The organism is Streptomyces sp. NRRL F-2664, from assembly GCF_000719345.1.
Taxonomy (GTDB): domain Bacteria; phylum Actinomycetota; class Actinomycetes; order Streptomycetales; family Streptomycetaceae; genus Streptomyces.
On record NZ_JOFX01000021.1, the window covers coordinates 78187 to 91961 of the forward strand.

The 13775-nt window shown below is 74.1% G+C and carries 18 protein-coding genes; 9 read left to right on the plus strand and 9 right to left on the minus strand.

The features are described from left to right. Nucleotides 1-80: 80 nt before the first annotated feature. The gene (locus IF89_RS0119655) at nt 81-1301 is read left to right on the plus strand and encodes a Cmx/CmrA family chloramphenicol efflux MFS transporter (RefSeq protein WP_199820528.1); all 1221 of its coding nucleotides are present in this window, start codon (nt 81-83) and stop codon (nt 1299-1301) included. Nucleotides 1302-1477: 176 nt separating this feature from the next. Next, on the plus strand, nt 1478-2722 hold the full coding sequence (locus tag IF89_RS0119660) for a serine hydrolase domain-containing protein (protein ID WP_030769461.1): 1245 nt from the start codon (nt 1478-1480) through the stop codon (nt 2720-2722). Between the two features lie 76 nt (nt 2723-2798). Here the strand turns inward: IF89_RS0119660 and IF89_RS0119665 are convergent, their stop codons facing one another. After that, nucleotides 2799-3071, minus strand: a complete 273-nt coding sequence (locus tag IF89_RS0119665; protein ID WP_030769464.1) for a DUF4031 domain-containing protein — start codon at nt 3069-3071, stop codon at nt 2799-2801. 7 nt (nt 3072-3078) lie between these two features. Next, nucleotides 3079-3453 carry a hypothetical protein gene (locus IF89_RS0119670; protein ID WP_030769466.1) on the minus strand — a complete coding sequence of 125 codons (375 nt, stop codon included), beginning with the start codon at nt 3451-3453 and terminating at the stop codon, nt 3079-3081. 439 nt (nt 3454-3892) lie between these two features. On the opposite strand from IF89_RS0119670, the gene murQ reads away from it, so the two are divergent. The 3 genes from murQ to IF89_RS0119685 are packed head-to-tail and all read left to right on the plus strand — an operon-like array spanning nt 3893 to nt 7014. Further along, nucleotides 3893-4822 (plus strand): N-acetylmuramic acid 6-phosphate etherase, encoded by a 930-nt coding sequence (gene murQ / locus IF89_RS0119675; RefSeq protein ID WP_030769469.1) that lies wholly within the window; start codon nt 3893-3895, stop codon nt 4820-4822. Between the two features lie 35 nt (nt 4823-4857). Then, complete coding sequence (locus IF89_RS0119680; RefSeq protein WP_051807292.1) at nt 4858-6381, plus strand: PTS transporter subunit EIIC; 1524 nt, start codon at nt 4858-4860, stop codon at nt 6379-6381. A gap of 48 nt (nt 6382-6429) precedes the next feature. Continuing rightward, nucleotides 6430-7014, plus strand: a complete 585-nt coding sequence (locus IF89_RS0119685; RefSeq protein ID WP_030769474.1) for a GNAT family N-acetyltransferase — start codon at nt 6430-6432, stop codon at nt 7012-7014. Here IF89_RS0119685 and IF89_RS0119690 read toward each other — a convergent pair. Together IF89_RS0119690 and IF89_RS0119695 are read right to left on the minus strand one after the other, a co-directional pair. Continuing rightward, complete coding sequence (locus IF89_RS0119690; RefSeq protein WP_030769477.1) at nt 7011-7208, minus strand: hypothetical protein; 198 nt, start codon at nt 7206-7208, stop codon at nt 7011-7013. The two genes, IF89_RS0119685 and IF89_RS0119690, sit on opposite strands and share 4 nt — an antisense overlap. After that, on the minus strand, nt 7205-7423 hold the full coding sequence (locus tag IF89_RS0119695) for a hypothetical protein (protein ID WP_030769479.1): 219 nt from the start codon (nt 7421-7423) through the stop codon (nt 7205-7207). The genes IF89_RS0119690 and IF89_RS0119695 overlap by 4 nt, the downstream gene beginning before the upstream one ends. A gap of 115 nt (nt 7424-7538) precedes the next feature. Here IF89_RS0119695 and IF89_RS0119700 point away from each other — a divergent pair, with 115 nt between their 5' ends. The 3 genes from IF89_RS0119700 to IF89_RS0119710 all read left to right on the plus strand — a co-directional run bounded on the left by IF89_RS0119700 (nt 7539) and on the right by IF89_RS0119710 (nt 9096). Then, nucleotides 7539-8375 carry a helix-turn-helix domain-containing protein gene (locus tag IF89_RS0119700; RefSeq protein WP_030769483.1) on the plus strand — a complete coding sequence of 279 codons (837 nt, stop codon included), beginning with the start codon at nt 7539-7541 and terminating at the stop codon, nt 8373-8375. Further along, entirely contained in the window at nt 8359-8556 is a 198-nt protein-coding gene (locus tag IF89_RS0119705) for a DUF397 domain-containing protein (RefSeq protein WP_030769485.1), read from the plus strand. The genes IF89_RS0119700 and IF89_RS0119705 overlap by 17 nt, the downstream gene beginning before the upstream one ends. Before the next feature lie 186 nt (nt 8557-8742). Continuing rightward, on the plus strand, nt 8743-9096 hold the full coding sequence (locus tag IF89_RS0119710; RefSeq protein WP_030769489.1) for a protease inhibitor I9 family protein: 354 nt from the start codon (nt 8743-8745) through the stop codon (nt 9094-9096). Here IF89_RS0119710 and IF89_RS0119715 read toward each other — a convergent pair. After that, nucleotides 9054-9626 carry a DUF3291 domain-containing protein gene (locus tag IF89_RS0119715; protein ID WP_030769491.1) on the minus strand — a complete coding sequence of 191 codons (573 nt, stop codon included), beginning with the start codon at nt 9624-9626 and terminating at the stop codon, nt 9054-9056. The two genes, IF89_RS0119710 and IF89_RS0119715, sit on opposite strands and share 43 nt — an antisense overlap. 270 nt (nt 9627-9896) lie before the next feature. Here IF89_RS0119715 and IF89_RS0119720 point away from each other — a divergent pair, with 270 nt between their 5' ends. Next, nucleotides 9897-11555 (plus strand): serine/threonine-protein kinase, encoded by a 1659-nt coding sequence (locus IF89_RS0119720; protein ID WP_030769493.1) that lies wholly within the window; start codon nt 9897-9899, stop codon nt 11553-11555. Nucleotides 11556-11559: 4 nt separating this feature from the next. On the opposite strand, the gene IF89_RS42200 is transcribed toward IF89_RS0119720, so the two are convergent. The 4 genes from IF89_RS42200 to IF89_RS0119740 form a co-directional block, all read right to left on the minus strand. After that, entirely contained in the window at nt 11560-11736 is a 177-nt protein-coding gene (locus tag IF89_RS42200; protein WP_234327814.1) for a hypothetical protein, read from the minus strand. Between the two features lie 58 nt (nt 11737-11794). After that, on the minus strand, nt 11795-12415 hold the full coding sequence (locus IF89_RS0119730) for a phosphoribosylanthranilate isomerase (protein ID WP_030769499.1): 621 nt from the start codon (nt 12413-12415) through the stop codon (nt 11795-11797). A gap of 28 nt (nt 12416-12443) precedes the next feature. Further along, nucleotides 12444-12923 carry a hypothetical protein gene (locus IF89_RS40865; RefSeq protein ID WP_051807294.1) on the minus strand — a complete coding sequence of 160 codons (480 nt, stop codon included), beginning with the start codon at nt 12921-12923 and terminating at the stop codon, nt 12444-12446. An 85-nt stretch (nt 12924-13008) separates the two neighbouring features. Continuing rightward, nucleotides 13009-13602: a hypothetical protein gene (locus IF89_RS0119740; RefSeq protein WP_030769505.1), complete on the minus strand. Its 594-nt coding sequence runs from the start codon at nt 13600-13602 to the stop codon at nt 13009-13011. Nucleotides 13603-13775: the final 173 nt, after the last annotated feature.

Genomic DNA, 13775 nt, shown 5'->3' on the forward strand with positions numbered 1-13775 from the left:
CAATGGGCACGGCCGGGGGAATGCAAGCCCGTTCGCACGGGTTGGTGACAGTCATGCCCGCAGCCACCGCACGCCCCCGCATGCCCGTCGCCGTCCACGTCCTCGGACTGTCCGTCTTCGCACTCGGCACCAGCGAGTTCATGCTCTCCGGGCTGCTGCCGCCGATCGCCGACGACATGGGCGTCAGCATCCCGCGGGCGGGCCTGCTCATCTCCGCCTTCGCGATCGGCATGGTCGTCGGCGCGCCACTGCTGGCCGTGGCCACCCTGCGGCTCCCCCGCCGCACCACCCTCATCGCCCTCATCAGCCTCTTCGGCCTCGGGCAGGTCGCGGGTGCGCTGGCCCCCTCCTACGAGCTCCTCTTCGCCTCCCGCGTGGTCGCGGCCCTCGCCTGCGCCGGCTTCTGGGCCGTCGGAGCGGCCGTCGCCATCGCCATGGTCGACGAGGACCAGCGCGCCCGCGCGATGGCCGTGATGATCGGCGGCCTGTCCATCGCCAACGTCCTCGGCGTCCCGGCCGGCGCGTTCCTCGGCGAGCACCTCGGCTGGCGCTCCGCGTTCTGGGCGGTCGGCGCGGCCTCGGCGGTCGCCCTCGTCGGCATCCTCGCGCTCATCCCCCGCATCCCGCTGCCCGCCGAGCGGCCGACGCTCCGCCGCGAGCTGCGCATCTACGGCGACCGCCAGGTCTGGCTCGCGATCGGCATCACCGCACTGGGCGCGGGCGGCGTCTTCTGCGCCATCAGCTACCTCTCGCCGCTGCTCACCGACGTGGCCGGGATGGACTCGCAGTGGGTGCCGTGGATCCTCGGCCTCTTCGGGATCGGCGCACTCGTCGGAACGACCGTCGGCGGCCGCGTCGCCGACGCGCACCTGTTCGGCGTGATGATCTGGGGCATCACCGCCTCCACCGTCTTCCTGGCCGCGCTCGCCCTCCTCGCCCCGGTGGCCGTCGCCGCTGTCGCGCTGTCCTTCCTGCTGGGCGTCTCGGCCTTCTTCACCGCCCCGGCGCTCAACGCCCGCATGTTCAACGTCGCAGGCGCCGCCCCGACCCTGGCCGGAGCGACCACCACCGCGGCCTTCAACCTCGGCAACACCGGCGGCCCCTGGCTCGGCGGCACCGTCATCGACGCCGGGCTGGGCTTCTCCGCGACCGCCTGGGCCGGTGCCGCGATGACGGTGACCGCGATCGCCCTCGCCGTGGCCGCCCTGCGCCTCGACCGCCGTACGCCGCCGCGCGCCACCCGCGTGGTCGCCGCGGGCGGCGCCGCCCGGGCCGCCGCACCCGCGCCGGCCCGCACCTGACCGCCCGGCCCGCGGCGGCGTCGCGTCCGGGCCACGGCCCGGGCCCCGGGTCGCGGCCGCGGTCCCTCCCGGGCCCGGCCGCCCCCGGTCGCCGCCCCGCATCGGGCTCCCTACGATGGATGGGACCGCTCGGGGACCAGGGACCGCTCGGGGACGTGCCTCAGGGGTGATCCTGCATGGGCCGTTACCGCACGCCCACCGTCGTGGCCGCCGCCTCCCTCCTGCTGACCGCGCTGTGCGCCGGCCAGGCCCCGGCCACCGCCCCGCCCGGCCGGGTCGGCATCGATGACGTGATCGCCGAGAAACTCGACGACGCGATCACCGCGGCCATGCGCGAGGCGGGCATCCCCGGGGTGGGCGTAGGCCTGTGGATCGACGGCGACGAGGCCTACGTACGGTCCTTCGGCACCTCCGACAAGACCACCGGCGCACCCCTCAAGACCGACATGCACACCCGCATCGGCAGCGTCACCAAGACCTTCACCATCACCGGCGTCCTCCAGCTCGTCGACGACGGGAAGGTACGGCTCGACGCGCCGATCTCGACGTACCTGGACGGGGTGCCCGGCGGCGGACGCATCACCGTCCGGCAACTCGCCGAGATGCGCAGCGGCCTGTACGACTACACCCAGGACCCGCGCATGCTGGCCGCCTACCAGGCGGACCCCTACCGCGCCTGGAAGCCGCAGGAACTGCTGGACATCGCCTTCCGGCACCCGGCGAACTTCCCGCCGGGCGCCCGCTGGGAGTACTCCAACACCAACACCGTCCTGCTCGGCCTCCTCGTGGAGAAGGTCAGCGGTCAGCCCCTGCACACCTACCTGGAGCAGAACGTCCTTCAACCGGCCGACCTGGCCGCGACCTCACTGCCGACCGGCGCCGAGATCACCAGCCCGTACGTGCACGGCTACAGCAACTTCACCCCGGACGGCGCGACCGTCGACGCCTCCCGGTGGAATCCCTCCTGGGCCTGGTCGGCCGGGGCGATGATCTCCACCGTCGACGACCTGCGCAGCTGGGTCCCGACCCTGGTCGGCGGCCGGCTGCCGGACGGCGGCCGGATGCTGGAGCCGGGCACCCAGGCCCAGCGGCTGCGGATGCTGCCCACCGGCCACCCCGACGTGGGCTACGGCCTCGGCATCGCCTCCATCGACGGCTGGATCGGCCACAACGGCGAACTGCCCGGCTACGAGACGATCGCCGTCCGCCTGCCGCAGGACCGCGCCACCCTGGTGATCGTCATCAACTCCGACGTCGACGGGAAGGCCGGCAGCCTGAGTTCCCTCGTCGCCAACAGGATCACCAGGATCGTGACTCCGCAGCACGTCTGGTCCCTCCCCGCGGCAGCCCAGCCCAACGCGGTCCCGGAGCCGTCCGCACCCCCCGCGACCTCGCCGCCGCCCGCGTCGCCGAGCCAGTAGTCGGCCGGATGGCCCGGGGCGCCGGCACCGCGCTCCGCCCCGGCCCGTCCCTTCCGGACCTCGCCCGCCGTGCGGCCTAGCCCGCCGCCGGCCGGCCCTTCGGGCGGCGCAGGCCGGCCGCCGTGAGCCGGCGGACCAACTCCTTGCTGCCGACCTCCACCGCACCCGCGGCGACCGCGTCGGCGTAGCGGTGCGAGGGCACGTCGTAGTGGTCGCGCTCGAAGGCCCGCGGCGGGCAGCCGATGGCCGCCGCGAACACGTGCAGCTCCTCGTACGAGACGTCGCTGACCAGGTGCGACCACAGGCGGCCGTGGCCCGGCCAGGTCGGCGGATCGATGTAGACGGTCACCGGCGGCTCACCGGGCGCCGAGGACCGGTCCGAGGCCGCCGACCGCGGCCACTCTCACGCCCGCCTCCGAGCACACCCAGTGCGGGTCGGGTCCCAGCTCCGGCTCCACGTCCAGCGCATGCGGTTCGCCGTGGCCGCAGACCGGGCACAGCGGCCAGCGCCCGTGCTTCTCCAGCAGCGAGTCCTGCACGTCCTGGGCGACGAGCCCCGGGAGGTAGTCGACCCCCTCCGGCCACTGCTCCACCCACCAGCGGCGGTGCATGACCGAGTCCTCGACGAGGGAGACGACATCGGCATCGGCGACCTCACCTGCGGCGAGGTCGGCGAGCACGAGTGCGCGGGCGACGTGCAGCGCCTGTTCCAGGGGGGTCGTGTGGTCCATGGGCCCATTGTGGACCTCCCGGCAGCCGCTGACGAAGGCCCGTCCGGCGTGGGCCCAATGGCGGATTGACCCCCGTCCCGCCCGAAAATAGCTTTCAGGCGTGACCAAGGAGCCGAACGGAACCCCGGCCACCGGCCCGGGTCCCGGCTCCGGGGCCCCCGCCGGCATCCCGCGGACCACCGCCGCGGCCCGCACCCGCCCGGCAGCCGGCGCCCCACCGGACACGGCCCGGCCCTCCCCACACCGACCGGCCGCGGACCTCACGCCGGCCGACGGCAGGCCCCACGCCGACCGGCAGCCGGCGACCCCGGACGCGAAGCCGCGAGAACACCCGCCGCCCGCAGCGCGCACCGCACCGCTCGCCCCGCCGGGCGTCGACGGCGTGGCACCCCACCCGCCGCAGCCCGCCCGACCTGCCGAACCGCCGGAGGCCCCCGCCATGACCGCACACGCCGAACTCCGCGCCCAGCTGGAGGCGCTGACCACCGAGGCCTTCCGTCCCGAGCTCGCCGAGATCGACCGGCTGTCCACCCTCGACATCGCCCGCACCATGAACGCCGAGGACGCCACCGTCCCGGCCGCCGTCGCCGCGCAGCTGCCGCAGATCGCCGCGGCCATCGACGCCGTCGCCGAGCGGATGGCCCGCGGCGGCCGCCTCGTCTACGCCGGTGCCGGCACGGCCGGCCGGATGGGCGTCCTGGACGCCAGCGAGTGCCCGCCCACCTTCAACACCGACCCGGCCGACGTCGTCGGCCTCATCGCGGGCGGCCCGACCGCCATGGTGGAGGCCGTCGAGGGCGCCGAGGACTCCCCGCAGCTCGCAGCCGAGGACCTCGCCGCCCTGCGGATCGGACCGGACGACTCGGTCGTCGGCATCTCCGCCTCCGGCCGCACTCCGTACGCGATCGGCGCCGTCACCGCCGCCCGCGCCCGCGGCGCCCTCACCGTCGGCCTGTCCTGCAACGCCGGCTCCGCGCTCGCCGCCGCGGCCGACCACCGCATCGAAGTGGTCGTCGGCCCCGAGATCCTCACCGGCTCCACCCGCCTCAAGGCCGGCACCGCGCAGAAGCTCGTCCTCAACCTCATCTCGACGATCACCATGATCCGCCTGGGCAAGACCTACGGGAACCTCATGGTCGACATGCGCTCCTCCAACGAGAAGCTGCGCGCCCGCGCCCACCGCATCGTCGCCCTCGCCACCGGCGCCCCCGACGAGGAGATCGAGGCCGCGCTCACCGCGACCGGCGGTGAGGTCAAGAACGCCGTCCTCGTCGTCCTCGGCCGGGTCGACGGCCCGGCCGCCGCCGCACTCCTCGCCGCCTCGCAGGGCCACCTCCGCACGGCCCTCGCCCACGCCCGGACCCGCTGAACCGACCCCACCCCCTACGGCAAGGCGACCCCACCATGGCCCCTGAGTCCCCCGAGTCCCCCGAGTCCACCGGCAAGAACCGCGCCACGGCCGCCGCGATCCTCCCGCTGGTCGGCGGCCCCGACAACATCACCTCGATCGCGCACTGCATGACCCGCCTGCGCCTCGCGCTGCGCGACCGCTCGCTCGTCCAGGACGAGGCCCTCAAGGCGCTCCCGGCGGTGCTGGGCGTGGTCGAGGACGACACCTACCAGATCGTGCTCGGGCCGGGTGCCGTCGCCCGCATCACCCCCGAGTTCGAGGCGCTGGTCGAGGAGGGCCGCTCGGCGGGGGCACCCGCCCCCCACCCGGTCACGGCCGACGAACTCGCCGCGCAGGGCGCCGCGCTGAAGGAAGCCCGGAAAGTACGCAACGCCACCCCCGTCAAACTGATGCTGCGCCGCGTCGCGAACATCTTCGTGCCGCTGATCCCCGCCCTCATCGGCTGCGGGATCATCGCCGGCCTGAACGGTCTGCTCACGAACTTCGGCCAACTGCCCACCGTCGTCCCGGCGCTCGCCGCGATCGCGTCCGGCTTCATGTCGCTGATCGCGGTGTTCGTCGGCCACAACACGGCCAAGGAGTTCGGCGGCACCCCGATCCTCGGCGGCGCGATCGCCGCCGTCATCGTCTTCCCGGGCGTCGAGAAGATCACCGCCTTCGGGACGGAGCTCAGGCCCGGCCAGGGCGGCGTCCTCGGCGCGCTCGCGGCGGCCCTGCTGGGCGTGTACGTGGAGAAGCGCTGCCGGCGCCTGGTCCCCGAGGCCCTGGACGTCCTGGTCACCCCCACCGTCACGGTCCTGGTGCCGGGCCTGGTCACCCTCTACGGCCTGATGTTCCTCGCCGGTGAGGCGTCCGCGGCCATCGGCACCTTCGCCGACCGGCTGCTGTCCACCGGCGGCGCGTTCGCCGGCCTGGTCCTCGGCGGGCTCTTCCTCCCGCTGGTGATGCTCGGCCTGCACCAGGCCCTGATCCCCATCCACACCACCCTCATCGAGCAGTCCGGCCACACCGTCCTGCTGCCGATCCTCGCCATGGCGGGTGCGGGCCAGGTCGGCGCCGCCCTCGCCGTCCACTGCCGGCTCCCGCGCAACCGCTCGCTGCGCGCCACCATCAGGTCGGCCCTCCCGGCCGGCTTCCTCGGGATCGGCGAACCCCTGATCTACGGCGTCTCCCTGCCGCTCGGCCGCCCCTTCGTCACCGCCTGCATCGGCGGCGCGGCCGGCGGCGCCTTCGTCGGCCTCTGCAACCAGCTGGGCACCGCCTTCGGTTCCACCGCCATCGGCCCCTCGGGCTGGGCCCTCTTCCCCCTGCTGGACGGCTCCTCGGGACTGGGCGTCACCGTCGCGGTCTACGCGGGCGGCCTCCTCACCGGCTACCTCGCCGGCTTCGCCGCCACCTACTTCTTCGGCTTCACCGATCGGATGCTGGCCGATCTCAACACCGACCCCGATCCGGACGGCGGACCGGACACCCCGGACCCGGTGACCGGCCCCCCGAAGGAACCGGCCCTGACCTGACCCCGGCCCGCGCGCCCGTCACCACCCGGTGGCGGGCATGATCGGACCATGATCGACCCGATACCCCCGGTGGTCCCGGCCGGCCGGATGCGCGCGCTCGTCCAGCCCGAACTCGCCCTGACCGGCGGCATGCTCCTGCGGCCCTGGACCCCGTACGACGCCCCCGCGCTCGTGGCGGCCCACCGCGACCCGGACATCCGGCACTGGAACCGCCCGAGCCGCCTCGACCTGGCCGGCGCCGAAGAGCGGATCGCCGTGTGGCGCGGCCGCTGGCAGGCGGAGCAGTCCGGGATCTGGGCGATCGCCCCCGAGGGCGGCCGCGCGGTCGGCCTGATCGGCATCGCCGACCTCGACCTGGCGGGCGGCAGCGGCGAGATCCTCTACTGGCTGCTGCCCGCGGGCCGCGGCACCGGCGTCATGGCACAGGCCGCCGACCGGCTCGCCCGCTGGGCCTTCGACGGCCTCGGCCTGCACCGCGTGCGCATCACCCATTCCGTGGCCAACCCGGCCTCCTGCGCCGTCGCGACGAAGGCCGGCTTCCCCCTGGAGGGCACCATGCGCGGCGCCCTCCTCCACGCGGACGGCTGGCACGACGAGCACCTCCACGCCCGCCTGCGCACGGATGCCGCCTAGGTCACGAGCTCCGGCCGCTGCTCCGGCGGCCCGTGGTCCGGCGGGCCGCCCTTCCACCCCGCCTCGGCGAACTCCTTCTCCAGCCAGCACAGCTTCCACGCCAGCTCGAACTCCCAGCTCTCCGCCACCGCGAAGAACCCCTCCAGGGCGGCCGCACAGCGAGCCCGGTCCCGGTCCGGGTCCCCGGCGCTCACGGGTTCGCCCGCTCGTGGAGTACGGCGGCCAGCCGCAGGGCGGTGTCCAGGTTGCAGCGGCCGAGGTCCACCAGAGGCAACCCGTACGTACCGGCCGCCGACACCCGTTCCACGCCCAGCGAGGGGAACACGACGCCCACCCCGTGCAGCGCCTCCTTCAGTTCCCGTACGGCCTCCTCGGCCGCCTGGATCCGTTCCGTGGGCGTGAGCACCATGGCATGTCACCTTTCTACTCTGAGTGGTCGGGTTCTGCACACAGAGTGGTGACCGGCTGGCTAGCCTTTCAAGGAACCACCGAGAACAACCCCACCTGTTGGCCTTGGAGTTGCCGTGGCAGGTAAGAACCTCGACCCCTCCTCCTCACCCCGCGCCCTGCTCGGCGCCGAACTGCGCGTGGCGCGCGAGCGGGCAGGTCTGAGCCAGGCCGAGTTGGGCGAGCCGCTGTTCGTGAGCGGCTCGTTCATCGGCCAACTCGAAGCGGGCACCCGCCGGATGCACATCGAGTTCGCACGCCAGATGGACGACATCCTCGCCACGAACGGGTTCTTCGTCCGCAACTGCGGGGCGGCGGCCAAGTCCAAGTACCCGGACCACTTCGCGGCCGCGGCCGAAGCGGAGGCTCTGGCGACGGCCATCCGGGAGTACGCCCCTCTGATCATCCCCGGGCTGCTGCAGACAGAAGCGTATGCGCGGGCCATCTTCCGGGCCTACCAGCCGACCGCTGTGGAGGAGGTCATCAACGAGCTGGTCGAGAACCGGCTGGCCCGTGCCGCCTTGCTGCAAGATCCAACAACCCCCCTGTTGTGGATCGTCCTTGACGAAGGGGTCCTACGGAGGGCGGTCGGCAGCAGTGCAGTCATGGCAGAGGCCCTGCGCCACCTCACGGTCCTCGTCCGGGCAAACCGCATCGTCGTTCAAGTGTTTCCGTTCCGGGCGGGTGCACACGCCTCGACGGGCGGCTCGATCAAGCTGATGTCCTTCGACGACGCCCCTCCGCTCGCCTACGTCGAGGGCAGTGGAACCGGGCTGCTGTTTGATGATCCGGCCACGGTCAACCGGCATTCCCTGACCTACGATCTCCTCACGGCCGACGCCTTGCCACGACGTGAATCGCTGGCTCTGATCGAATCTGTAGCGGAGGATTACGAACATGATCAGCACGCGTGAGTACGACCTGTCCGTAACAACGTGGCACAAGTCGAGCTACAGCGACGGAAGCGGCGGCAATTGTGTCGAGGTGGCCGAGGGGCTGCACGACGTCGTGCCCGTACGGGACTCCAAGGTGGCGGACGGCCCGCACCTCGCCTTCCGCGGGGACGCCTGGGCGGCGTTCGTGGCCAGCCTCTGAGACACACCGCCGCGCGGGTCCCGCACGCCGGTGTCGGGCCGCCCGTACTGGCGGTGGCGGCCCCGCGGAATCACCCGTACGGGCCGCCGCCACATCAGGGGGGCGCGCGGCGGGTGCGTCGCCCGTGCCCCCGCCACACCCCCGGACGTCGTTGACCCGCACTGCCGTGCGTGATGGCCTCCCCCCATGCGCATCCTCCTGAACCGGGCCGGCCGAGCCCTGCCCGTCGCCGCCGCCGTCGCCGCACTGGCCGTCGTCACCGCCCTGCCCGTGGCCGCGGCCACCGCCGCCGTCGCCGCGCCCGTCTCCCGTGCGGCCGACGCCCACGACGCCCCCTACATCGTCACCGTGCACGAGGACGCCGATCCGGCGCGGGTCGCCATGATGGTCGGGGCCTCCCCCGACTACGTCTTCGGCACCGCCCTGCACGGCTTCTCCGCCCGGCTCACCCCCGGCCAGGTCAAGGCCCTGCGCGTCATGCCCGGCGTGGAGTCCATTCACGAGGACGGCGGCGTGTCCTCCTTCGGCACGGCGGACTGACCGGCCCGCGCCGCCCTGCTCGGCGTGCCGTCCGGGGCGTACGGGCGGTGGAAGGTGAAGGCGTGCGGCGCGGAGCCGTGGACGTGGAGGTGTTCCAGCCTGGCCACCCCGTCCTGCCAGGTGGGTGTCACGCCGTCGGACACCCACCACATCACGTGCGTGGGGTGCCTCGTCCGCTCGAACCAGTCGTGACGCCGGTTCAAAGCCGTCCGGTGCAGGCCGGTGTGAACGGCGTCGAAGGCGGGGCGCAGGCCGGTCCAGAGGGAGAGGGTCGCGGCCAGGGCGGTGGTCTCGGCCGTACGGCCTTTGTCGTACCACGTGGGTACGGCGAACTCTCCCCACGGGCCCCAGTCCGCCCCGAAGAGCTCGCCCCGCTCTGCGCCGGCCGGTTCCGCCCGGGCGAGGAACCCGGGGTGCTGACCGATCGTCCGGTACACGGTTTCGCCCAGGTCGTAGAACTCCCGTACGGCGGGGGCGGGATCGGCGAGGGGTGACTTCAGGACACCGAAGGTGTGGAGCGCGAGGGGCATGCGTCTCTCCTTGGTGGGGGTCCCCGAGGGACCCGGGCCGGTGGCTCACGCCGCAGGCGCTCGCCGAGGACCCGGTGACCGTAGCTGCCGCCACCGGCCCTGTCGAAGTTGCGTTTTCGCAGCTCGGATGGCCTCCTGCGACGCCCCTGGTGGCGCATGGACGCCGTGGTGCACCGGCAGCCCGGCAACCGGGAGGCTTTCGCGGCGTACAGCACTTAGGGTTGCGTGGATCAGCTCATCGGTTGGTCCGGGGGGATCGGGGGGAGACCGATGCACAGTGCGACCGAGGCATTCCGACCGCTGCGGGCCGACGATCCGCAGAGTGTGGGCGGCTACCGGCTCGCCGCCCGGCTCGGGTCGGGGGGCATGGGCCGGGTCTACCTGTCGCACACCGGGGGCGGCCGTCCCGTCGCGCTGAAGGTGGTGCACCCCGAGCTGGCCGAGGACCCGACCTTCCGGCGGCGGTTCCGCCGGGAGGTGGAGGCCGCGCGGCGCGTCCGGGGGGCGTACACCGCCGAGCTGATCGACGCCGACGCGGAGGCGACGCCGCCCTGGCTGGCGACCGTGTACGTGCCCGGGCCCTCGCTGTCGGAGGCCGTCCGCCGGCGCGGACCGCTCCCCGACGCCGCGGTGGTGTGGCTGGTGGCAGGCGTGGCCGAGGCCCTCGCCGCCGTCCACGCCGCGGGCATCGTGCACCGGGACCTGAAGCCGTCGAACGTCCTGCTGGCCGCCGACGGGCCACGGGTCATCGACTTCGGCATCTCCCAGGCCTCCGGACTCACGGCCACGGGCACGGGCACGGGCGGCACCATCGGCACGCCCCAGTACATGGCCCCCGAGCAGGGGTTGGCGGGCGAGACCAGCCCGGCGACCGACGTCTTCGCGCTGGGCCAGACGGCGGCGTACGCCGCGCTGGGCAGGCCGCTGTACGGGGACGGGCCGTCCCTGACGGTGCTGTTCCGGATCGTGCACTCCGCACCGGACCTGACCCAACTGCCCGAACCGCTGCGCCCGCTTTTCGAGTTGTGCCTGGCCACCGCCCCGGAGGAACGGGCCACCCCGGCCGAGATCCTCGCGTGGTGCCGCGCCTACCTGGGCGAGGAGGCAGCCGCCGGCGGCGGGCCCGCCGTCTGGCGGGACGTCGTGGGCACGGCCGAGGAGGCACCGGCCCCGGACGCGGGACGGGTGACGGCGCTCGCGGGGGAGGCCGGGAAGCGGCCGGCGGCCCCGCAGACCGGCCGGTCGACCCCGGCCGTACCGGCGGCTCACGCCGCTCGGACCGCGGAAGCGACGCCGGACGGGCGGGCGGTGGCGGCGGGTCCGCGGCCGGCGGGCCGCAAGCGGCGGCGCACGGTGCGCGTCGCCGCCGTGGCGGCCGTGACCGGCGCCCTGGCTTTGGGGGGTCTGGGCTGGAAGCTCATGGACGGAACCGACCGGGCGGCCGGCAGGGAAGCGACCGCGAACCGGTCGTCCGGCCCGACGCCGTCCGCCGGCGGCAGCCCCGCGCCCGCTCCGGCAGCGAGCGTGTCGCAGCCGCCCAGGCCCGTGCCGCACCCCGGGGTGGAACTGAACGAGAAGAACTCGATCAGTCTGAAAGAGCCGGTCCAGCACGAGGACGGCGACCGCAGCGGGGACATCCGCATGCGGTGCGGCATGGCCAGCGGCTGCCGGATGGAGAGCGACGACAGCGTCTTCTCCATGCCGCAGAAAGCCGGCACCGGCAGCCTCGACGCGTGCCGCGAGCAACTGCGCCACGCCCGGCAACACGACCTGACGCTGCACGTCATGGCAGCCGGCAGCGAGGTCTGCGTCCGGCACCCCTCGGGTGACATCGCGCTGTTCGTCATCGGGATCAAGTCGGCACCGGGCCTGTCGAAGGACCCGAGCTGGATCCGGGCGGACCTGACCGTCTGGCGGGCGGCCCCCTGACGCGCTACCCCTGCGAGGCGTCCCCTTCGAGGGCGACGACGAGGAAGGCATCCCGGTCGAGGTCCATCACGACGGTCGCCCGCTGGCCCCGTTCGCGGCACCTGGCCGCGTACTCCTCCGCGGGCCAACTGCCGTAGGGGTCACTGGCGGGAAAGGAGTCCAACACCTGTGTGGGGCGCACCGCTGCCACCTCCTGAACGACGGACCGTCCTCACCACGCTGGTGCCCCGCCCGCTCCCTCACATGCGCACTCCCCGGGGGGTGTCGCGCGCCGCCTCGACGAAGGCGCGGATCAGGTCGGGTGACTTGACCCCCCGCTCCCGCTCGACACCGCTGGACACGTCCACCCCCCAGGCTCCGGTCGCCGCGATCGCCTCGCGCACGTTGCCACGGTCCAGCCCGCCGGCCAGCAGCCAGCGGCCCTCGGGCGCGGTGAAGTCCGCCGATCCCCAGTTCCACGGCTTGCCGGATCCCGGGTCGGGGGCGTCGAGCAGCAGCAGGTCCTCGCCGTACTCGCCGCACCGCTGCACGCGCCCGGCCGTGGCCCGCAGCAGGGTGCGGCCCTCGGCGCGCAGCGCCGCGAAGTCGCCCGGTCCCTCCTCGCCGTGCAGCTGCACGCCCCGTACGCCGCTCTCCTCGGTGAAGCGGCGCACCTCCTCGACGGTCTGTCCGCGGAACACCCCGACGGTCAGCACCGTCTCCGGCACCCGCGCCGCCAGCTCCCGCGCGGTCGCCGCGTCGACCGTACGGGGGCTGCCGGGCGCGAACACGAACCCGACGGCGTCCGCCCCGGCCGCCACCGCGGCGTCGACGTCCGGCGCGGTACTGAGCCCGCAGATCTTGACGAAGAGGTCAGCCATGGATCCAGCCTATGCCGACCGGACGGGGTCAGCGGCCGACCTGGACGGGACCCAGCACCGACCCGCCGACGGCGGCGGCGAGGTACGCCGCGCCCACCTCGTCGGCCTCGGCGAAGTGCACATAGACGGTGTGCCGCCCGTCGGGGCGGGCCTCGTTGAGACCGAGCTCCACCCGCTGGTTCGACGGATCGGCCGACGCGGACGGTATGCCGGGTACGTCCGGCCAGGCCCCGCGCCACAGGAGCGTGGCGGCCCCGCCGTGCAGCGCCCGCAGGAACGCCTGCTCCACCGGGCCGGGGGCGGCGTACGCGTCGACGGTCAGCGGCAGCGCCGCCGCGAGCTCCCGGTCGTCGCCGGGCAGTTCGGCCCCCAGGTACCAGGTGTCCGCGGACGCCCAGTAGTCCGACGGATCGAACATGCCCGCCGGCAGCAGCGCCGCCATTCCCCGGGCCTCGGCGACGGTCTCGGTCCGCGCGCACAGCCACAGCTCCGGCTCCAGCGGCCTCATCCTCCCGCACAGCAGCCGCGCCCTCCGGTACGCCTCCCGGAGGTCGTCCGTCCGAAACACGGGATACGCCCGCGAACTCCCCACGTCAGCCCTGTTCCGGCCCGCCGAGCACGGCCCCGCCGACCGCGGCGGCAAGCCGCTCGGCCCGCCCGAGGTCACCGAACGTGGTCACGTGGACGTAGACCGTGTGGACCCCGGCCGTCTCCCCGGGCCATTCGCACACCTCGCTGTTGAGCACCAGCTGAACACCGTCGCAGGCGGGCGAGGGGTACGAGCCCCACTCCGGTTCGTCGGGCCAGCAGCCCTCCCACCGCACCGAGGCCGGCCCGGCGCCCACGGCGCGCACGAAGTCCTCCTCGCCGACCCCTTCCGGCAGCTCCTCCTGGCAGAACCAGAGCGGCATCTCCCCCGCCAGCTCCGTGTCGGGGGCCGTCCGCACGTCCATGCCGAAGTAGAGGGTTGCGCCGGTCGCCGGGTCGGTGCGGTTCTCCGCGTAGTCGTACAGCGCGTCCGGGAGCAGCCCGGCCATCCGCCGCACGTCCGCGACCGTTCGCAGCTCGGCCCCCACGTACACCTGCTCGTACCGGGTGGCCAGGAGCCGGCACAGATGGCGCGCCGTTTCATGGGCCTCGGCGGGATCGGCGGTACGCAGTACGGGATGAGCGACGGAGTTCCCCATGGCCGTACGGTCACACGCCCCCACCCGCCCCGGCCAGCGTTTTTCCCGTCCGGGAGGGTGCGGCGGCGCCACGGCCCGCCCGACCCGGCGCTCGACGCGGCCTTCCGGCCGTGCGGGCCCCGGGGAACGCCCGAGGGCGGCACCCCCGTGGGGGTGCCGCCCTCGTTCGAGAA